Below are 18,944 nucleotides of genomic sequence, written 5' to 3'. Positions count from 1 at the left end.
GGGCCGGGGACCTCGCGGCGGTCGTCACACGTCCACCCGTGGCGCCGCGCGCGCCCAACCCGTCGGCGCCCGGACGGCGAGGCCGGCCAGCGCGAGCTCGCCGACGGCTGCCCGCGCCTCCGCCACCGACAGGCCCGCCCGACGGGCCAGATCCTCATGGGTCGTGGCGCCACGCCGAGGGAGGATGTCGAGCACGCGTCGCGCGCCCGGGTCGAGGCCGTCACCCGGGCGGGTGTCCTCGGCCGGGTCCGGCGCCAGGTGCTCGCCAGCGGGCGCCAGCAGCTCGAGCACCTCGGCAGTGTCCGTGACGCACACCGCCGCCCCCGCCCGGAGCAGCCGGTGGCACCCGGCCGACGCGACGGACGTCACCGGCCCCGGCACCGCGCCCAGCGGCCGCAGGAGCGCAGCCGCGTGGTGGGCGGTGCTCAGGGCGCCCGACCTCCACGCCGCCTCCACCACGACGGTGGCCGACCCGAGGGCGGCGATGAGCCTGTTGCGCTGCAGGAATCGGCTACGGAGCGGGACCGCCCCAGGCGGCGACTCGCTGACCGCGGCGCCACCGGAGGCGAGCGCGTTCTCGATGAGACGGGCGTTGCCCTGCGGGTAAGGGCGGTCCACACCCCCGGCGAGGAGCACCACGGTGCGCCCGTCGACCGCCAGGGCGCCACGATGCGCCGCGGCGTCGATGCCGTAGGCGCCCCCGGAGAGGATGGCGACGCCGCGCCCTGCCAACCCCTCAGCGAGGCCGGTCGCGACCCGCTCCCCGTAGGCGGTCGACGCGCGCGACCCGACCAGCGCCGCCGAGCCGCGCACCAGGGCGGCAAGGTCGTCGTCGCCCCGCACCCACAGGCACAGTGGCGCCGTCGGGCCGAGGTCTGCGAGGGCCGTGGGCCACCCTGCGCTCGCAGGGTGCAACAGCCTCCCGCCGGCACGCTCGAGACGGTCGAGGTCGCGGCGCGGGTCGAGCCCGGCAAGCCGGGGCTCCCACCGCGACACAGCCCTCGCCAGTCGCCGGCGAACCGGCCCCAGGGCGCCCGGTCCCGGGAAGCCGTCCGGCCCCAAGGCTCCATCCGGGTCGACAGCATCAACCGGGACCACGGCCCCATCTGATGAGATCGGGTCAGTCTCGGCAAGTGCGGCCTCCACCCCGTGGGCTGCGGCGATCCGGGCCCACCGGAGCGCCGGCCCAGCGCCGTAGAGGCCCACGAGTGCCCCGGCGACCGGGTCGCCCGGTTCGACGAGCGCGCTCCACGCCGCCCGGGCCAGCGCCTCGGGCTCCGTGCACGACTCCGCCCCCCTGGTCACGTAGCCCCCTGCCCGCGGGTGCGCAGCGCCAGCGCCTGCCCGACGTCGGGCCTGCCGGGCGCGGCACGCCCCGCCAGGTCGGCGAGCGTCCAGGCCACCCGCAACACCCGGTCGACACCCCGCAGGCTCAACGTGCCACGGTCGATCGCCCTCTCGAGGTCGGCACTGAGGGCACGGTCGGGGCCGAGCCGGTCGCGGAGCCAGCGCCCCGGGACCTCGGCGTTGGTGCGCCACGGTGTGCCCGCGAGCCGCTCGGCTTGCGAGTGCCGGGCGGCGCGGACCCTGGCGGCCACGGTGGCGGTCGACTCCCCCGAACCGGTGGCGTGCACCGACCGGGCCAGCGCCCCGCGCGAGACAGGATGGAGCTCGACTTGGAGGTCGACGCGGTCCAGCAGCGGGCCAGACATCTTCGTGAGGTAGCGCCGCCGCCGATCGGGCGTGCAGGTGCAGTCGAGCCCCTTGCCGACGTACCTGCCGCACGGGCACGGGTTCGCGGCGAGGACGAGCACGAACTGCGCGGGGTACCGCGCGGCGCCCGCTGCCCGGTGGATCACGACCTCGCCGTGCTCCAGGGGCTGGCGCAGCGTCTGGAGCACCGCGTTCGCGAACTCGGGCGCCTCGTCGAGGAACAGCACCCCACGGTGTGCGCGGGACGCGGCGCCGGGGCGGGGCACGCCGCTTCCGCCGCCCACGATGCTGGCAGGGGTGGCCGTGTGGTGGGGGTCCTCGAACGGTGGCCGGCGCATGAGGCCGGTGTCCGCGTCGAAGGTGCCCGCCACGGAGTGCACTGCGGTGACCTCGACGGCCTCGGCCTCGGTCAGGTCGGGGAGCAGGCCCGCCAGCCGTGCGGCGAGCATCGTCTTGCCGCATCCTGCGGGGCCCACCATCAGGATGTGGTGGGCCCCGGCCGCTGCGACCTCGAGCGCGGCGCGCGCGTCCTCCTGGCCGACCACATCCGCGAGGTCGGCGACGATGCCACCCGCCACGCTGCCGTCGAGGTGCACCGCTCCGACGGGCGCCACATCAGGAGCCTCGACGTCCGCCCCACACCGCCGTGCCACCTCCGCCAGGCTGTGCGCCGCGGTGACGTGGGCGCCGGGGACCAGCTCCGCCTCACGCGCGTTGGCGGCCGGGACCACCACGCGGGGGTGCCCTGCTGCCACCGCGGCGGCGACTGCCGGGAGCACGCCCCGCACCGGCCTAAGCCGCCCGTCGAGGCCGAGCTCGCCGAGGTGGACCACTCCGCGCACGACGGACGCGTCGAGCAGGCCGGCGCCCGCGAGCGTGGCGACCGCGATGGCCAGGTCGAACCCCGAGCCCGACTTGGGCAGTGTCGCGGGCGTCAGGTTGACGGTGATGCGCCGGTTCGGCCACGCGAGCCCACTCGAGGCGACCGCGGCGCGGACGCGGTCGCGTGCCTCGCCGAGCGCGGCGTCGGGCAGGCCGACGAGGCTGAACGCGGGCAGCGACGGCGCGAGGTGCGCCTCCACCTCGACGACGTGGCCGCTGAGCCCGACCAGCGCGACCGCGAGGGTGCGTCCGAGGGCCACTCAGACCACCCCCACGAGGTGCTCGAGCTGGGCTGGCCCGCGCCCGGTGAGCCGCACGGCGATCACGTCGACGCGCACCGAGGCCGGCCGGACGTCGTGCGTGTGCAGCCACTCGGCGGTCAGGCGGCGGATCCGCGCGAGCTTGCGCGCCGTGACCGCCTCCGCCGGGTGCCCGAAGGCGGTGCTGCGCCGCGTCTTGACTTCGACGGCCACGAGCTCGGGGCCGTCGAGCGCGACGAGGTCGAGCTCTCCCCTGGTCCCGCGCCAGTTGCGTTCGAGGATCGTCCAGCCCGCGTCGAGGAGGAACCTCGCCGCGGCATCCTCGCCATGCCTGCCCACCGCATCCGTCGCGCGCATGTGACCACCTCCGATCCCCACTTTCTCGGTCGGCTTGCCCGGGCCGTGAACGAGCACCCGTGACGGTGGACCCGGATGGCGCGGCGAGCCCTGGGGGTGGGTCAACGCCAACGAGCGCCTCGGCATGGGCCCGCCCCCGGCCCGCAATGCCGGGGTTCTGCGGTCCTGATAAGTTCGCAAAACGGGACAAAACACTCAAGGGGGAGTCATGGCTGGACTGGAAAGACGCCGTCGATCTCACGACGGTCCGCGCAGGCTCGCGGTCGGGCTCACCACCGCAGCCCTCACCGCGCTCGTCACACTCGGCGCCAGCCCGATCGCACACGCCACCGAGGATCCCGTGGCCCCCGCCAGCTCCTCGGATGCGGACGCCAACGCCGACGCAGCCGCCGTCGACGCGGCGACGACCGACGCGACGGCCGACGCCGCCGAGCCGGCCGAGGGAGCGTCCACGAGCAACGCGGACCCGATTGTCCCCGCCCTCGATGACGAGGCGGCGGCGAGCACCGTCGACGGGCCCTCCTCTGAGGCCGGCACACCTCGGGAGGCCCGCCCCTCGAAGCCGACGCCCACCTTCACCACAACGCCCGATCCGACTCCGACCCCCAAGCCCACGCACACCGCGAAGCCCACGCACACCGCGAAGCCCACGCACACCGCGAAGCCGACGCACACTGCGAAGCCGACGCACACTGCGAAGCCCACACACAAGCCCTGTCATTTACACATATCTCCGTGTCCACGAGACAGGCAGAAATCTAGTAAGCCGTTTTCTGCTTGCTAATAAACACATCTCCGCTCCCCCTTGACTAGTCCTACTCTCTTCTACCTTCTCGATGTCGAGTTGTTCGATGCACGACTGAGTGAGCCATCAGCTATACACGTGTCCGGTTCTTAGTAGAGTCCTAGGCCGCCCCCCACATCCACACCACTGAGGGTGGTCGCAAGGGGCAGAGGGAAAAAAGGGACCCCCCCCCCCCCCCCCCCGCCACGACCGGCGACGCTCGAGGTGGCCAAGGAGTGGGTGGTGAACGGGGCCGCAGCCGTGCCTGACGGCGAGCAGCCGGACGGGCTCGAGGCCACGCTCCTCCTCGACGGCGACAGCACCCCGTGGGGTGAGGCGCAGACCGGCTACACGCAAGGGGACACCGTGAGCGTCTCCGAGACGACCCAGGTCGGCGACGTCGACCTGTGCGAGATCGTCGGCGCCACGATCCGTGGCACGACGATCGAGGGCACTGTCGATCTGGAAGGGCCCTTCGACCTCACGCTCGCCAAGGGGGCGAACGAGCTCACGGTGACCAACGAGGTCGAGTGCACCTCGCGCCTGCGGCTCTTCATGACCACGAACGACGGCTTCTCAGTGGCCGGCTGGACGCTGGGCGCCGAGGGCGGCGGCTCGACGATCGGGTTCGCCGACGGCCTCTCAGGCGTCGAGGGCCAGGTCTCACCGAACGCGCTCTACGAGCTGACGCAGAGCCCGGGCGACCCCCGGTACGTGTCGTTCATCAACTCCGGCGCGGTCGCGGGCACCACCGCCAGCTGGGTCTGCGAGCAGGTCGACGCCCAGGGCGACAGCATCCCGGGCTTCACCGACGGCATCGACGGCGACGTCACAGTGCCGCTCGGATACCGCGTCGAGTGCACGGCCTTGAACCAGGCCGCCACGTTGCGGTTGATCAAGAACGTGGACAACAGCGGCGGCGGCATCCAGCAGCCGGACCACTGGACGCTGCACACCGAGCCGGTCGACGACGTCGAGGGCATCGCGATCGTCTCCCAGCCCGGCTCGACCGCAGGGTTCGCCGTCACGGTGCGCCCCGACACCGAGTACTACATCTGGGAGACGGCGCCGCCCACGCTCGGCTACACCCTGGTCGGCCCGACCTGCACGGACGGCACGACTTCCGTGCCGGTGCGCGCCGCGGGCGACGGCAGGTACATCGTGACGCTCGCCGTCAACACGGTCGTCTCGTGCACGTTCCTCAATGACGACGGGCCCGCCGTCTGGAAGTCCGCCAAGACGAGCAACCCGCCCACGGGGACGACTGTCGCGCGGGGCGACCTCATCACGTACACCGTCACCGCGAGCTACGTCAGCGGCGTGGAGGCTCGTGACGTGGTGGTGGTCGACGACTTGGCAGGGCTGCTCGCCCACGCCGAGATCGTGTCGGGGCCGACGGCGACCGCCGGGTCGGTCGTCCGTGAGGGCTCGACGTTCCGATGGACGCTGCCGGTGCTTGCCAGCACCGAGTCGATCACGTTCACCGCACGGGTGACGGCCACCAGCGCGGTGACCGTCGTCAACTCCATCACGCCGTCGGCCGGGGGCACATGCGACCCGTGCCGCACGGCCCACCCCACCCGGGTGGTCGCGGACCCGGCCGTCGCCACCACGCCACTGGCCGCCACCGGCGGCCAGGTGCTCCCGGCAGCCGCATTCGGCCTCGGGGCGCTGACGCTCGGCGCGATCCTGCTCGACCAGCGTCGACGACGCCTCAACCGCCTCTGAGAGCGGGCACGACGGCGGCGCCGGGACTAGCAGTGGTCCCGGCGCCGCCGTCCGCACGCCCGGCGCCACCTGGCGCCGGGCAACGCATATCAGCGAGCGAAGCCCGCCCCGGTGGACAGGTCGAGGTCCGCCTTGGCGAGCTCCTCGACGTTGACGTCCTTGAAGGTGACCACCCGCACCGACTTCACGAACCGCGCGGAGCGGTAGACGTCCCACACCCACGCGTCGGCCAGCGACAGCTCGAAGTACACCTCGCCCGCCGCCGATCGCACCTGCAGGTCCACCTGGTTCGCCAGGTAGAAGCGGCGCTCGGTCTCCACGACGTAGGAGAACAGGCCGACCACGTCCCGGTACTCGCGGTAGAGCGCGAGCTCCATGTCGGTCTCGTAGTTCTCCAGGTCTTCGGCGCTCACCCCGCCATCATCCCTCATCGCGGCGGGCGTCGCGCACAGGCGCGAGGCACGGCGAGGCGTCGGAGCGGCAGGTTCACCCCGCCGCGTCGAGCCCCAGGGGGAGCCGCCAGCTGCGCCGGTGCACCGGGCTGGGCCCATGCTCACGCAATGCGCGGATGTGCTCGGCGGAGCTGTAGCCCTTGTTGGAGTCCCATGCGTACTGCGGGTGGTCCGCCGCCATCCGCGTCATGATGCCGTCCCGCTCGCATTTGGCGAGCACGCTCGCGGCGGCCACGGAGGCGCAGGTCAGATCCGCCTTCACCCGGACATGCACGCGTGGGACTCCGACGACGTCGGCGCCGGGCAGCTCCACCTCGCCGAACAACTCGCCCTGGGCCGGGGGCGTCAGCCAGTCATGGGAGCCGTCCAGCAGCACCGCGTCCACGGGGCCCACGGCGCCGGCCACTGTCTCGAGCGCGCGCATCCCCGCCATGCGCAGGGCGGCGATGATGCCGACCTCGTCGATCTCCGCCGCGCTGGCATGCCCCACGGCCCGGGCGAGTCCCCAGCGCCCGAGCGCCGGCAGCAGCGCCGTCCGGGCGGCGGCCGTGAGGAGCTTCGAGTCGGCGACCCCCGGAGGGCAGGCACGCGTGCGCGCGTCGACCACCACGACGCCGACTGAGACCGGCCCCGCCAAGGAGCCACGGCCCACCTCGTCCATGCCCGCCACGAGCCGGGCGCCCTCGCGCAGGATCACCCGCTCATGGCGCAGCGCGGGGCTGCGTCGCACCGGCGCCGGCGACCGCGGCGCAGTCGCCGGCGGCTCGGAGATCGGGCGCTCCAGGAGAGTCATGACGGGTCGGGAACCTCAGTGAACGTCTCGGAGGGGTTGCGGAGCAGCCCCAGCCGGTCGAACGGCCACACCTTGATGAACGTCATGCCGACCACGTTGTCGATGGGGATCGAGCCGCCACCCGGGTCGCCCAGGTGGTAGCGCGAGTCCGCGGAGTCCGAGCGGTTGTCGCCCATCACCCACACATACCCCTCGGGGACCGTGATGTCGAAGGAGATGTCACTCGGCGAGACGCCCTGCGCCACGTAGGGCTCGTCGATCGCGACGCCGTTCACCGTCACGGGCTCACCCGAGCCCTCGGAGGCCACCCGGTCCCCCGGCAGGCCGATCACACGCTTGATGAGGTGCTCGCCCGAGTCCTGCGGGAGCAGCCCCACCCAGGTCAGCGCCTGGCTGACCTTCTCGGCGACGGCGCCCTGGTCGGCTGTGGAGCTCGACGGCAGCCAGCCGCCCGGGTCCTTGAAGACGACGATGTCGCCGCGATGCAGGTCGAACGGGCCGGGGGTGAGTTTCGAGACGAGGACGCGGTCGCCCTCGACCAGCGTGTCCTCCATCGAGGCGCTGGGGATGAAGAACGCCTGGACCAGGAAGGTCTTGACCAGGAACGAAAGGATGAACGCGCTCACCAGGATGATCGCGGTCTCCCGGAGCCACACGGCGCCCGCACTGCGACGCTTGCCCTGCGTCACCGTCGCCTCCGGCTCGGACGTCCCACGTTCGGGTGCTCGCTGATCGGTCACCTGCACACTGTGCCATGTCGAGCAGGGCGTCACCTATCGCGTGCGCATCGGATGAGACCGGTCCCACACCATCCCCCGCACACGCCGACGGGCGGCCACCGGGAACCCGGCGACCGCCCGTCAGGACGCGATCAACTCTGCTGGACCACTGCTCACTTGGGAGCAGGCGTGTCCCGCTTCTCCTTGATCTTGGCCTTCTTGCCGCGCAGCGCGCGCAGGTAGTACAGCTTCGCGCGGCGGACGTCACCACGGGTGATGACCTCGATCGAGTCGATCGTCGGGGAGTTCACCGGGAAGGTGCGCTCGACGCCGACGCCGAAGCTGATCTTGCGGATCGTGAAGGTCTCCCCCACGCCGCCGCCGTGGCGGCGGATGACGATGCCCTGGAAGACCTGGACGCGGGAGCGGGTGCCCTCGACGACCTTGACGTTGACCTTCAGCGTGTCCCCGGCGCGGAACGCCGGGATGTCGGTGCGCAGCGATGCCGCGTCGACCTGGTCGAGAGTGTGCATGTGATGTCGCTTCCTCGCCCTGCCACAGGTCAGCAGCGTCGTCGAGGCCGTGCCGCGCGAGCGGGGGCCTGATGGCTCATGGTCTGGTGCGTCCGGGGCTCCCTCGCGGGACCCGGAGTGGCCGTGGCCGTCTCCCCTGTGGCAGAGACGCGACCGAGCGCACCGAAAGAACAGTCTGCCACAGCGCGGGCAGGACGGTGAAACCGGCCGTCAGGGCGTCGGCGCCTGGCCGGCGTCGGCATCGCGCACCAGCCGCCCCTGCTCCACGGACCAGCCGCGCTCGGCGAGGACCGCGAGGTCGTGACGGTCGAGCGAGGCCGGGTCGAGCGCGGCCACCAGGTCGGGGCGACGGGCGGCGGTGCGCTGCAGCGCCTGGTCCCGGCGCCAGCGCTCGATGCGCGCGTGGTGCCCGGACAGCAGCACCTCGGGGACCTCGTGCCCCTGCCACTGCGGCGGCTTGGTGTACACCGGGTACTCGAGCAGCCCGGCGGCGCCATGCGACTCCTCGACCAGCGAGTGCGGGTTGCCGACCACGCCCGGCAGCAGCCGCGCGACCGCCTCGATGAGCACGAGGGCCGCGACCTCTCCCCCGTTGAGCACGTAGTCGCCGATCGAGAACTCGCTGACCCGCACTCCGGGGCGCTGGCCGTAGTGCTCGGCGACCCGCGAGTCGATCCCCTCGTAGCGGCCGCAGGCGATCACGATCTGCTGCTCGTGGGCGAGCTCCTCCGCGCGACGCTGGGTCAGCGGCGCGCCGGACGGGGTCGGCACCATCAGGTGCGCGCCCTCGTGCAGCACGTCGTCGAGCGCCGTGCCCCACACGTCGGGGCGCATGACCATGCCGGCGCCGCCGCCGAAGGGAGTGTCGTCGACGGTGCGGTGCCGGTCGGTGGTCCAGTCCCGCAGGTCGTGGACGCGCAGGTCGAGGATCCCGGACGTGCGGGCCTTGCCGACGAGCGACAGGTCCAGGGGCGCCAGGTAGTCGGGGAAGATCGAGACGACGTCGATGCGCACGTCAGCCCTCGTCCTCCACGCGGTCGGCCGAGCCCGCGGCGCCCGTCTCCTCGCTGACGACCAGGTTCGCGGCGTCCGAGGCGAGCAGCCCGCCGGGCGGGTCTAGGACGACCCGGCCCCCGGCGACGTCGACGACGGGGACGATCGCGCGGACGAACGGGATCAGCGTCCGCGCCCCGGAGGTCTCGCGCAGCAGCAGCGCGTCGTGGGCGGGCAGGTGCTCGAGGCCGATGACCTCGCCGAGCACGCGTCCGTCCACATGCTCCGCCCGCAGCCCCGCGAGCTCATGCGGGTACCAGGCGTCCTCCTCGTCGCTCTCGTCCTCCTCGACGACGAGCTCGACGCCGCGCAGCGCCTCGGCGGCCTCACGGTCGTGGACCTGGGCGAATGTCACGCTCCACCGGCCGGCCTGGGCGCGGGCGCGCTCGACCGTGAGCGGTCCAGCGGACGCGGGGACGGTCTGGAGCACGGCGCCGACGGCCAGGCGCTCCTCGGGGGTGTCGGTGCGCACGTCGAGCACGACCTCACCCCGCAGTCCGAGGGCTCGGCCGATGCGGGCGACGGTGAGCTGCATGAGGTCCTCTCGCGAGTTCAGGAAGGGTTCGCCCCGCAGGGGGCGCAGAGCGAAGGCCCGGTCCCCAGGGTAGGGGACCGGGCCTTGTGTGCTGCGTGGGCAGCGGCCGTGGTGCTGACCGTGGAGGTCAGCGGCGGTCGACGTCGACGACGTCGACGCGGACCGGGCCGTCTGCCGAGAGGGCTCCGACGACGGTGCGCAGCGCGCGCGCCGTGCGACCGCCGCGGCCGATGACGCGCCCGAGGTCGTCCGGGTGGACCCGGACCTCCAGGAGCTCACCGCGACGCAGGGACTTCGTGCTGACCTGCACGTCGTCCGGGTGGTCGACGATGCCCCGCACCAGGTGCTCGAGCGCGTCGTCGAGCATCAGGCCTGCTCGTCCTCGGACGCGGCAGGCGCGGCAGCCTCGGCGGCCTTCGCGGCAGCCTTCTTCTCCGACGCCTTGGCCTTGGCCTTCTCGGCGTCGAGCGCGACAGCCTCAACGGCAGCCGCAACATCGCCCTCGGCCGGCGTGGCCTTGGTGCGCAGGGTGCCCTCGGCGCCCGGGAGGCCCTTGAACTTCTGCCAGTCACCCGTGATCTTCAGGAGCGCGAGGACCTGCTCGGTCGGCTGCGCGCCGACGCTCAGCCAGTACTGCGCCCGCTCCGACGTGATGTCGATGAGCGAGGGCTCCTCGGTGGGGTGGTACTTGCCGATCTCCTCGATGACGCGGCCATCGCGCTTGGTGCGCGAGTCCGCGACGACGACGCGGTAGTACGGCGCCCGGATCTTGCCAAAACGCTTCAGACGGATCTTGGTGGCCACAGTGTGGTCTCTCCTGGTTTCTGCTGTGGTGGCCCGACGGGTCCATTGCTCGTGGGGTTGAGCGGACGGGTCAGGCCGGAAGGACGCGGTCACGCCCGGGTAGAGGGGCCAGACGCACCGAGTACGCAGGACATTCTGCCAGACGCGGCGCGTCCGCCCAACCGCTTCCCGGCGGCGGCCTGGGCCGACGGCGCGCACAGCGCCACCCGCTCAGCGGACGCGCGCCCCCCGCAGGACTACCGCACGCGGCGCGGCGAGCACCCGGATGTCCTCGCGCGGGTCGCCCGCCAGCACGACGAGGTCGGCGGGCTCCCCCTCGGCCAGGCTCGGGACGCCAAGCCACGCGCGGGTGCGCCAGCTCGCGGCGGCGAGCACCTCGCGGTCCGGGACGCCCGCCGCGACCAGCTCCGCGGCCTCGTCGGCGATCCGCCCGTGCCCGATGGTGCCGCCCGCGTCCGTGCCGACCAGGAGCCGCACCCCGGCGTCGTGCAGGTCCCGCACGTGCTGGTGGCGCCGGGCGTGCAGCCTGCGCAGCCGCGCCGCGAAGCGGGGGTAGCGGCCGTCGGCCTGCGCGGCGATGGCCTCGAACTGCGCGACCTGCAGCAGCGTCGGCGTCACCGGGATCCCCGCGGCGGCGATGCGCTCGATCTGCCCGGCGTCGGCGCCGGTGGCGTGCTCGAGGCAGTCCACGCCCGCGTCGAGCAGCGGGTCGAGGGCCTCGCCGGAGAAGGTGTGCGCCGTCACGCGGGCGCCGGCGGCGTGCGCGGCGCCGATCGCCTGGGCGAGGACGTCCGCGGGCCACAGCGGTGTCAGGTCGCCGTCGGCGCCCAGGTCGCGGTCGATCCAGTCCGCGACGACCTTGACCCAGCCGTCGCCGCGCGCCGCCTCCTCGGCGACCGCGTCCGCCAGCTCCGCAGGGGTGGCGAGCTCGCGGCCGTAATGCCGCAGGTACCGCTTGGGGCGGGCCAGGTGCCGCCCCGCCCGGATCAGGCGCGGGAGGTCGTCGTCGTCGTGCACCCATGCGGTGTCCGCCGGGGAGCCTGCGTCCCGCACCAGCAGCACGCCCGAGTCGCGGTCCGCCAGAGCCTGCGCCCGGGCGGCCTGCTGGTCCACGGGCCCGTCCGCGCCGAGCCCGATGTGGCAGTGCACGTCGACGAGCCCGGGGACGACCCAGCCCTCGACCTCCGCCACGTCACCGGCCGAGGCGTGCGGACGCTCGAACGTCACACGGCCGCCGACCACCCACGCCTCGGCGGCCTCCCGCTCGTCGTCGAGGAGCACCGGGCCGCGCAGGTGCAGCACCTGCGCGGCGGCGACCGGCTCTGTCACGCGTCAGCCCTTGTCACCAGTCAGCGCCCGAGGAACTTGCCCAGTGCGCCCAGGTCGATGGTGGACGGGTCCACCTGCTCCGGCTCCTTGGCCCCGCCCAGCCCGAAGGCCGAGCCCTTCGGCGCCGCCGGGGCGATGCCGGCCGCGCGGTCGGCGGCGAGCCGCTCCTGCTCCGCGCGCTTGGCCGGGTTGCCGGACTTGGCGACCTTGCCCTTGCGCTTGGGCGGGGGCGCGACGCGGCCACGCGACTTCTTGCCGCCCATGCCCGGCAGGTTGCCCATCCCCGGCATCGGCATGCCGCCGCTGCGGGCCATCTGGCGCATCATCTTCTGCGCGCCGGCGAACCGGTCGAGCAGCCCGTTGACGTCACTCGGCGTGGTGCCCGAGCCGCGGGCGATGCGGGCACGGCGCGAGCCGTTGATGATCTTGGGGGTGCGGCGCTCGGCGGGCGTCATCGAGCGGATGATCGCCTCGATGCGGTCGACCTCGCGCTCGTCGAAGTTGTCCAGGGCCTCGCGCATCTGGCCCATGCCCGGCAGCATGCCGAGCATCTTCTTCATCGAGCCCATGTTCTTCATGGCCTGCATCTGCTGCAGGAAGTCCTCGAGCGTGAAGTCCTCGCCGCTCGCGATCTTGCCGGCCATCGCCTCGGCCTGGTCGGCGTCGAAGGCCTTCTCGGCCTGCTCGATGAGGGTGAGCACGTCACCCATGTCGAGGATGCGCGAGGCCATGCGGTCGGGGTGGAAGACCTCGAAGTCGGTGAGCTTCTCACCCGTGGAGGCGTACAGGATGGGGCGGCCGGTGACCGAGGCCACCGACAGGGCCGCGCCACCACGCGCGTCGCCGTCGAGCTTGGAGAGCACCACGCCGGTGAAGTCGACGCCGTCGGCGAAGGCCTGCGCTGTCGCGACGGCGTCCTGGCCGATCATCGCGTCGATGACGAACAGGATCTCGTCGGGCTGCACGGCGTCGCGGATGTCCGCGGCCTGCGCCATGAGCTCCGCGTCGACGCCCAGGCGGCCGGCGGTGTCGACGATCAGGACGTCGTGCTGGCGGGCCTTCGCCGCGGCGAGGCCCTCGCGGGCCACGCCCACGGGGTCGCCGAAGCCGGGGTCGACCTCGCCGTGGCCCTGGTTGCCGGGGTGCGGGGCGAAGACGGGCACGCCGGCCCGCTCCCCCACGATCTGCAGCTGCGTGACGGCGTTCGGACGCTGCAGGTCGGCGGCGACCAGCAGCGGGGTGTGCCCCTGCTCGCGCAGGTGCAGCGCGAGCTTGCCGGCGAGCGTCGTCTTGCCGGCGCCCTGGAGGCCCGCGAGCATGATCACGCTCGGCGGGTTCTTGGCCAGGCGCAGCGGACGGTTCTCGCCGCCGAGGATCGCCACCAGCTCGTCGTTGACGATCTTGACGACCTGCTGGGCGGGGTTGAGCGCGCCGGAGACCTCGATGGACAGCGCCCGCTCGCGGACGGCGCCCGTGAAGGCGCGCACGACGGGGACGGCGACGTCGGCGTCGAGCAGCGCACGGCGGATCTCGCGCACTGTGGCGTCAATGTCCGCCTCGGACAGGCGCCCCTTGGTGCGGAGGTTCTTGAAGGTCGACGTCAGTCGGTCGGACAGGGTGGCGAACACCGCTGGATCCTCACGCTCTTCTCGGGATCACGGACGTCCCAGCGTACCTGCCGCCCGCGCGGTCAGGTCGTCGACGAGCCGGGCCCGCCACGCGGTCCAGGTGGCGGGCCCCGCCGCGGTCGCGTCGGCCTCCGTCAGCGCCCGGAGCAGCTCGAGCACGTCGAGCCTCCCGTCGACGGCGTCGAGCAGCGCCGCAACCGTCGCCGGGTCGTCCGGATCGGCGGTGGTGGCGAGCTCCGCCAACGTCAGGTGATGGCGGACGAGTCGGGTGACGTCCGCGGCGTCCTGGTCGTCGAAACCCATCCGCGTGACGATGGGGCCCGCCAGCCGGGCGCCCTCGGTCGAGTGGTCCCCGGCGCCGGGCCGCTTGCCGATGTCGTGCAGCAGGGCCGCGAGCAGCAGCACGTCCCCGCGCGCCACCAGCCGTCGGGCCCGGCCCGCCTGGGCGACCGTCTCCACCAGGTGCCGGTCCACCGTGTGCCGGTGGATCGGCGAGCGCTGGGGCCGGTTGCGCACCGCCGCCCACTCGGGGATCCAGGTGGTCACCACCCCGGACAGGTCGAGCGCCTCCCACACGGGGACCTGCGCGTGGCCCGATCCCAGGAGCTGGAGCAGCGACGTGCGCGCCGCCCGGGGCCAGGGCGTCTCGAGCGCCGGCGTCCGCATCAGGCTCGCCACCGTCACCGGCGAGAGGGTCAGGCCGGTGCGGGCGGCCGTCGCGGCGGCGCGCAAGGAGAGCAGCGGGTCCTCGCCCGGTCGTGCGTCGACCGCGAGCACGATCTCGCCGTCGTGCTCCACGAGCCCCTCGCCCACCGGCCGCAGGCGCGGCGCCGTGCGGCGGCCGCGCACGAGCACCGGCTTGCGCGCGGGCCGTTGCAGCGCCTGCCGGGCGTTGCGGACCGTCGTGTCGAGGGCGTACGAGATGATCCGGCCCGACTCCGCGAGGCTCGCGAGCAGGTCGTCGCGGTCGTCGAAGCCCGCCAGCTCCGCGACCTCGTCCTGGTCGGCCAGCAGCAGGCGGTTCGTGTGCCTGCGGGTGACCACCTGGAGCGCGTCACGCACGTCGAGCAGGTGCTCGTACGCCGTGTCGACGGCGCCGTGCGGGCGGTCGGTGAGCCAGGTGGCGGCGAGGGCGGACAGCACCACGGCGTCACGAATGCCGCCCCGCGCCTCCTTGAGGTCCGGCTCGATGAGGTAGGCGAGCTCGCCGTGCCGCTCGGCGCGCTGCCGGGCCGTGGCCAGCAGCTCCGGCAGCCGGCGGCGGGCCGCGGAGCGCCAGTCGGCGAGCAGCGCCGACTGCGCGTGGTGGATGACCAACGGGTCCCCGGCCACCGGCTGCAGGTCCAGCAGGCCGACCGCCGCCGGCAGGTCCCGGGAGGCGACCTGCCGGCACTGCGCGAGCGAGCGCACCGCGTGGTCGAGGTCCAGGCCGGCATCCCAGACGGGATACCAGAGCCGCTGGGCGAGCGCGGCCACGTCCTCGGCGCTATGGCCCCGGCCCTCGTGCACCAGCAGCAGGTCGAGGTCGCTCATCGGGCTCGCGTCCCCGCGCCCGATGCTGCCGACCGCCCCGAGCGCGATGCCCGTCAGCTCCCCGCCGGTCGCGTCCTCCCACAGCTCCGCGAGCCGGCGGTGGACGAGGTCGACGCCGGCGCGCCGTCGTGTGGTCCCGTCCTGGCCCGGGCCGGTGAGGCGGGCCGCGAGGTCGAGCCGTTCAGCCTTGAGGTCCCGTACCCCGATGGCAGCGGGGCACGGGACCTCGGCGGACCCGTCCTCGGCCGCGCCCCCTGCGGGCGGCCGTCCGTGTCTCATGTGATCAGTCGAACCGTCCTGCTCAGAGAGCGTCGTCGCCGTGCTCGCCGGTGCGGACCCGGGCCACGTCCTCGACCGGCGTGGTCCAGACCTTGCCGTCGCCGATCTTCCCGGTCTGCGCCGCCTGGATGATCACCTCGGTGATGCCCGGGGCGTCCTCGTCGGCGACCAGCACGTCGATCTTGACCTTGGGCACCAGGTCGACGGTGTACTCCGCCCCCCGGTAGACCTCGGTGTGCCCGCGCTGGCGGCCGTACCCGCTCGACTCGCTGACCGTGAGCCCACGGACTCCCGCGGCCTCGAGGGCTGACTTCACGTCGTCCAGCCGATGGGGCTGGATCACTGCGGTGATGAGCTTGGTCATCACTTCACCTCCGTCACGACTCGGGCGCCAATGGTCTCGTACGCGGTCTCGCCGTGGACGGCGAGGTCGATCCCTCCGACCTCCTGCTCCTCGCTCACCCGGAACCCGGACGTGCGCTTGATCACCGTGCCGATGATGAAGGTGAGGACGAAGGAGAACACCACGGCGAACAGGGCGATGATGACCTGCAGGACGAGTTGGTCGATGCCGCCGCCGTAGAACAGGCCGGTCTCGGTGCCGAGGAAGCCGATGCCGATGGTGCCGACCAGGCCGCCCACGAGGTGGACGCCGACCACGTCGAGCGAGTCGTCGTAGCCGAGCTTGTACTTCAGGCCCACGGCGAGGGCGCAGAGCACGCCGGCGACGAGGCCCAGGAGGATCGCGCCCACCGGGCTCAGTGCCGCGGCCGCCGGGGTGATGGCCACGAGGCCCGCGACGACGCCGGACGCGGCGCCGAGCGAGGTCGCGTGCCCGTCGCGGATCTTCTCCGTCACGAGCCAGCCGATGATCGCGCCCGCCGTGGCGACAGTGGTGTTGACCCAGGCCAGGCCCGCGACGTCGTTCGCCGCGCCAGCCGAGCCGGCGTTGAAGCCGAACCAGCCGAACCACAGGAGAGCGGCGCCGAGCATCACGAACGGCAGGTTGTGCGGGCGCATCGGCTCCTTGCCGAAGCCCTTGCGCTTGCCGAGGATCAGCGCCAGAGCGAGGCCTGCGACGCCGGCGTTGATGTGGACGACTGTGCCGCCGGCGAAGTCGATGGGCGCCAAGTCGGCCAGCCCGTCGGTGCTGCCGTACAGCCACGCCGCGATGCTGTTCTCGCCGCCCCCGAGGATGCCGCCACCCCAGACCATGTGCGCCAGGGGGAAGTAGACGAGCGTGACCCAGACGCCCGCGAAGAGCAGCCAGGCGCCGAACTTCGTCCGGTCGGCGATGGCGCCCGAGATGAGGGCGACGGTGATGATCGCGAACGTCGCCTGGAAGCCGACGGCCACGTAGGCCGGGACCCCGGAGCCCGCGAGCAGGCTGAGGTCGTCCGTGAGGCCGCTGAGGCCGAAGAAGTCAGTCGGGTTGCCGACGATGCCGCCCACGTCTGCGCCGAAGGTCATCGAGTAGCCCCAGAGCACCCAGATGACGGCCACGACGGCGATGGCGCCGAAGCTCATCATCATCATGTTGAGGACGGACTTGACGCGCACCATGCCGCCGTAGAAGAACGCCAGACCAGGCGTCATCAGCAGCACCAGGGCGGCGGACGTCAGCAACCATGCGGTGTTGCCGGTGTCCAGCTGGAATTCCATGTGGATCGCCTCTCCCCTCGCCAGCCGAACGGCCGGTCGGGTTCCACTTTCGGCGAGCGGCGTTTCCAGAAGGAGCGGAGATGGTTACAGGGATGTGACAGCGACGCGGTGGGCGTAAACGTTCGGTTTCGGCTTGGACAACTGCCCAGGACCGGCTCAGTCGCCGAGCAGCCCGTCGACGAACGCCTCGGGGTCGAACGGCGCCAAGTCGTCCGGGCCCTCGCCGAGCCCGACGAGCTTCACCGGCACGCCCAGCTCGCGCTGCACCGCGATGACGATGCCGCCCTTCGCGGTCCCGTCGAGCTTGGTGAGCACGATGCCCGTGACACCTGCCACCTCCGCGAACACCCGCGCCTGGTTAAGGCCGTTCTGGCCGGTGGTGGCGTCCAGCACGAGCAGGACCTCCGACAGCGGGGCCTCGCGCGTGATGACACGCGTGATCTTGCCCAGCTCGTCCATCAGCCCGGCCTTGTTCTGCAGGCGGCCGGCCGTGTCGACCAGCACCACGTCGACACCGTCACGCACACCCGTGCGCACCGCGTCGAACGCGACGGCGGCCGGATCGGCGCCATCCCGGTCAGAGCGCACCGTGGGCACCCCGACGCGGGAGCCCCACGTCTCGAGCTGGTCGGCCGCCGCCGCGCGGAACGTGTCGGCCGCGCCGAGCACCACCGTGCGGCCCTCCGCCACGAGCACCCGGGCGAGCTTGCCGACGGTGGTCGTCTTGCCGGTGCCGTTCACGCCGACGACCAGGACGACCGCGGGGACCGTGGTCGTGGAGGCCGCGTCGCCCTCGCCAGCCTCGCGCCGGTTCGGGTCGGTTGCCAGGGAGCGGTCGAGCGTGGGGTCCACGAGGGCCAGGAGCTGCTCGCGCAGCATCGCGCGGACCTGCGCGGGCTCCTTGACGCCCTGGACGCGGACCTGCGTGCGGAGCGCGTCGATGAGCTCGCCGGACGGCCCCGCGCCCACGTCGGCGAGGAGCAGCGTCTCCTCGAGCTCGTCCCAGTCGTCCTCGGTGAGGTGGTCGCGGGACAGCACCGCGAGCAGCCGGGCGCCGAGCGGCGAGCCCGAGCGGGAGAGCCGGTCGCGCAGCCGGGCCAGGCGGCCCGTCGCAGGCGCCGGGACCTCGAGCGGAGGCGCCTCCTCGAGGTCCGGGACCTCCTCCACCTCGGGCGCCGCGGCCTCCTCCGTGCCCGCCTCGGCGGACGGGCGCGGCTCGACAAGGGTCCCGCCGGTCGCCGGGTGGTCGGCGTCAGAGCCGGTGGGCCGCTGGGCGTCCGTGTCCGTGCCGCCGGGCGAGCGTCGCCGGGCGACGAGGACGGCTGCGGTCGCGATCGCGAAGAGCGAGGGCACACCGACGAAGAGCGCTGTCAGGAGGTCGTTGTCCACGCGGCCAGTCTCTCAGCATTCGTCCAGGGCGCTCGACGCCCGGCCCGACGCGGAGGCGTCAGGCGGAGCGCCGGCCGAGCCACGGGACCGTGCGGGCGGCCTTCTCCCGCGCCTTGGCCAACGTGTCGGTGATGTCGTCCGCGTGCAGGTAGGCGTCCTCGTCCACGGCTGTCGCGCTCAGGAACTCGTCGAGCCGCACGTCCACCGGCTCGGCGGACTCACGGACGGCAGCCCGATCGGGGTCGTTCCGGTCGCGTCGCGTCACCAGGCCGACCACGCCGTTGCGCAGGTCCTCGAGGCCTGACCTCAGCCCCCGGTCGCCAGGCTCACGGGACGCCACGCTCGCGACGAGGAGCACGCCCGCCCCAGAGGCGAGCGCGATGATGGTCCACACGACGACGGCTGTCATCACCCCAGTATCCGTGGGGCGAAGGCGGGGTCACGGCCAGGGCGGTCGAGACCGGCAACTGCCACAGAACATTCACATCCCCGCGCCATCCGGGCGCCATCG

20 protein-coding genes are annotated in these 18,944 nt (G+C 73.2%); 1 reads left to right on the top strand and 19 read right to left on the bottom strand.

What is annotated here, in order from left to right; genetic code table 11:
• Positions 1-24: 24 nt before the first annotated feature.
• The 4 genes from dprA to BN3788_RS19175 form a co-directional block, all read right to left on the bottom strand.
• A complete protein-coding gene (gene dprA / locus BN3788_RS01195; protein WP_066582008.1) occupies positions 25-1,305 on the bottom strand; it encodes a DNA-processing protein DprA in 1,281 nt (426 codons plus the stop codon).
• Positions 1,302-2,855, bottom strand: coding sequence for a YifB family Mg chelatase-like AAA ATPase (locus tag BN3788_RS01190; protein WP_066582006.1), 1,554 nt, complete (start codon positions 2,853-2,855; stop codon positions 1,302-1,304). Before BN3788_RS01190 ends, dprA begins: the two co-directional genes overlap by 4 nt.
• The gene (locus BN3788_RS01185) at positions 2,856-3,212 is read right to left on the bottom strand and encodes a YraN family protein (protein WP_066582005.1); all 357 of its coding nucleotides are present in this window, start codon (positions 3,210-3,212) and stop codon (positions 2,856-2,858) included.
• Between the two features lie 237 nt (positions 3,213-3,449).
• A complete protein-coding gene (locus BN3788_RS19175) occupies positions 3,450-3,917 on the bottom strand; it encodes a hypothetical protein (RefSeq protein ID WP_066582003.1) in 468 nt (155 codons plus the stop codon).
• Between the two features lie 322 nt (positions 3,918-4,239).
• Between BN3788_RS19175 and BN3788_RS01175 the strand changes: the two genes are divergently transcribed.
• Entirely contained in the window at positions 4,240-5,724 is a 1,485-nt protein-coding gene (locus BN3788_RS01175; RefSeq protein ID WP_147525027.1) for a DUF7927 domain-containing protein, read from the top strand.
• Positions 5,725-5,813: 89 nt separating this feature from the next.
• On the opposite strand, the gene BN3788_RS01170 is transcribed toward BN3788_RS01175, so the two are convergent.
• The 15 genes from BN3788_RS01170 to BN3788_RS01100 form a co-directional block, all read right to left on the bottom strand.
• Positions 5,814-6,137 carry a DUF2469 domain-containing protein gene (locus BN3788_RS01170; RefSeq protein WP_066582000.1) on the bottom strand — a complete coding sequence of 108 codons (324 nt, stop codon included), beginning with the start codon at positions 6,135-6,137 and terminating at the stop codon, positions 5,814-5,816.
• A gap of 73 nt (positions 6,138-6,210) precedes the next feature.
• A complete protein-coding gene (locus BN3788_RS01165) occupies positions 6,211-6,969 on the bottom strand; it encodes a ribonuclease HII (RefSeq protein WP_066581998.1) in 759 nt (252 codons plus the stop codon).
• Positions 6,966-7,709 carry a signal peptidase I gene (gene lepB / locus BN3788_RS01160; RefSeq protein ID WP_066582197.1) on the bottom strand — a complete coding sequence of 248 codons (744 nt, stop codon included), beginning with the start codon at positions 7,707-7,709 and terminating at the stop codon, positions 6,966-6,968. Before lepB ends, BN3788_RS01165 begins: the two co-directional genes overlap by 4 nt.
• Before the next feature lie 152 nt (positions 7,710-7,861).
• Positions 7,862-8,221 (bottom strand): 50S ribosomal protein L19, encoded by a 360-nt coding sequence (rplS, locus tag BN3788_RS01155; protein ID WP_066581996.1) that lies wholly within the window; start codon positions 8,219-8,221, stop codon positions 7,862-7,864.
• Between the two features lie 210 nt (positions 8,222-8,431).
• Entirely contained in the window at positions 8,432-9,235 is an 804-nt protein-coding gene (gene trmD / locus BN3788_RS01150; RefSeq protein WP_066581991.1) for a tRNA (guanosine(37)-N1)-methyltransferase TrmD, read from the bottom strand.
• 1 nt (position 9,236) lies between these two features.
• On the bottom strand, positions 9,237-9,809 hold the full coding sequence (rimM, locus tag BN3788_RS01145) for a ribosome maturation factor RimM (protein WP_066581990.1): 573 nt from the start codon (positions 9,807-9,809) through the stop codon (positions 9,237-9,239).
• Positions 9,810-9,936: 127 nt separating this feature from the next.
• Positions 9,937-10,176 (bottom strand): RNA-binding protein, encoded by a 240-nt coding sequence (locus BN3788_RS01140; protein ID WP_066581989.1) that lies wholly within the window; start codon positions 10,174-10,176, stop codon positions 9,937-9,939.
• Positions 10,176-10,613, bottom strand: coding sequence for a 30S ribosomal protein S16 (rpsP, locus tag BN3788_RS01135; RefSeq protein WP_066581988.1), 438 nt, complete (start codon positions 10,611-10,613; stop codon positions 10,176-10,178). The genes BN3788_RS01140 and rpsP overlap by 1 nt, the downstream gene beginning before the upstream one ends.
• Positions 10,614-10,823: 210 nt before the next feature.
• Complete coding sequence (locus tag BN3788_RS01130; protein WP_234346413.1) at positions 10,824-11,942, bottom strand: amidohydrolase family protein; 1,119 nt, start codon at positions 11,940-11,942, stop codon at positions 10,824-10,826.
• Positions 11,943-11,962: 20 nt separating this feature from the next.
• Positions 11,963-13,570 carry a signal recognition particle protein gene (gene ffh, locus BN3788_RS01125; RefSeq protein ID WP_066581987.1) on the bottom strand — a complete coding sequence of 536 codons (1,608 nt, stop codon included), beginning with the start codon at positions 13,568-13,570 and terminating at the stop codon, positions 11,963-11,965.
• Between the two features lie 27 nt (positions 13,571-13,597).
• Positions 13,598-15,382 carry a [protein-PII] uridylyltransferase gene (locus BN3788_RS01120; protein WP_066581981.1) on the bottom strand — a complete coding sequence of 595 codons (1,785 nt, stop codon included), beginning with the start codon at positions 15,380-15,382 and terminating at the stop codon, positions 13,598-13,600.
• 22 nt (positions 15,383-15,404) lie between these two features.
• The gene (locus BN3788_RS01115) at positions 15,405-15,746 is read right to left on the bottom strand and encodes a P-II family nitrogen regulator (protein WP_066581978.1); all 342 of its coding nucleotides are present in this window, start codon (positions 15,744-15,746) and stop codon (positions 15,405-15,407) included.
• Entirely contained in the window at positions 15,746-17,044 is a 1,299-nt protein-coding gene (locus BN3788_RS01110; RefSeq protein ID WP_066581976.1) for an ammonium transporter, read from the bottom strand. Before BN3788_RS01110 ends, BN3788_RS01115 begins: the two co-directional genes overlap by 1 nt.
• Positions 17,045-17,200: 156 nt before the next feature.
• Positions 17,201-18,433: a signal recognition particle-docking protein FtsY gene (ftsY, locus tag BN3788_RS01105; protein ID WP_066581975.1), complete on the bottom strand. Its 1,233-nt coding sequence runs from the start codon at positions 18,431-18,433 to the stop codon at positions 17,201-17,203.
• A 58-nt stretch (positions 18,434-18,491) separates the two neighbouring features.
• Positions 18,492-18,842 carry a hypothetical protein gene (locus tag BN3788_RS01100; RefSeq protein WP_066581973.1) on the bottom strand — a complete coding sequence of 117 codons (351 nt, stop codon included), beginning with the start codon at positions 18,840-18,842 and terminating at the stop codon, positions 18,492-18,494.
• Between the last annotated feature and the right edge of the window lie 102 nt (positions 18,843-18,944).

The organism is Cellulomonas timonensis (assembly GCF_900046455.1).
Classification (GTDB): domain Bacteria; phylum Actinomycetota; class Actinomycetes; order Actinomycetales; family Cellulomonadaceae; genus Cellulomonas_A; species Cellulomonas_A timonensis.
Note: the sequence above shows the minus strand (reverse complement) of the source record. Positions and strands in the feature narration are given on the sequence as shown.

What these genes read in the sequence shown, in the direction of transcription:
- BN3788_RS01185 (WP_066582005.1), bottom strand. Translation starts at nt 3,212, where the DNA reads ATGCGCGCGACGGATGCGGTGGGCAGGCATGGCGAGGATGCCGCGGCG.
- BN3788_RS01165 (WP_066581998.1), bottom strand. Translation starts at nt 6,969, where the DNA reads ATGACTCTCCTGGAGCGCCCGATCTCCGAGCCGCCGGCGACTGCGCCG.
- rplS (WP_066581996.1), bottom strand. Translation starts at nt 8,221, where the DNA reads ATGCACACTCTCGACCAGGTCGACGCGGCATCGCTGCGCACCGACATC.
- rimM (WP_066581990.1), bottom strand. Translation starts at nt 9,809, where the DNA reads ATGCAGCTCACCGTCGCCCGCATCGGCCGAGCCCTCGGACTGCGGGGT.
- BN3788_RS01140 (WP_066581989.1), bottom strand. Translation starts at nt 10,176, where the DNA reads ATGCTCGACGACGCGCTCGAGCACCTGGTGCGGGGCATCGTCGACCAC.
- BN3788_RS01120 (WP_066581981.1), bottom strand. Translation starts at nt 15,382, where the DNA reads ATGAGACACGGACGGCCGCCCGCAGGGGGCGCGGCCGAGGACGGGTCC.
- BN3788_RS01115 (WP_066581978.1), bottom strand. Translation starts at nt 15,746, where the DNA reads ATGACCAAGCTCATCACCGCAGTGATCCAGCCCCATCGGCTGGACGAC.
- BN3788_RS01110 (WP_066581976.1), bottom strand. Translation starts at nt 17,044, where the DNA reads ATGGAATTCCAGCTGGACACCGGCAACACCGCATGGTTGCTGACGTCC.
- BN3788_RS01100 (WP_066581973.1), bottom strand. Translation starts at nt 18,842, where the DNA reads ATGACAGCCGTCGTCGTGTGGACCATCATCGCGCTCGCCTCTGGGGCG.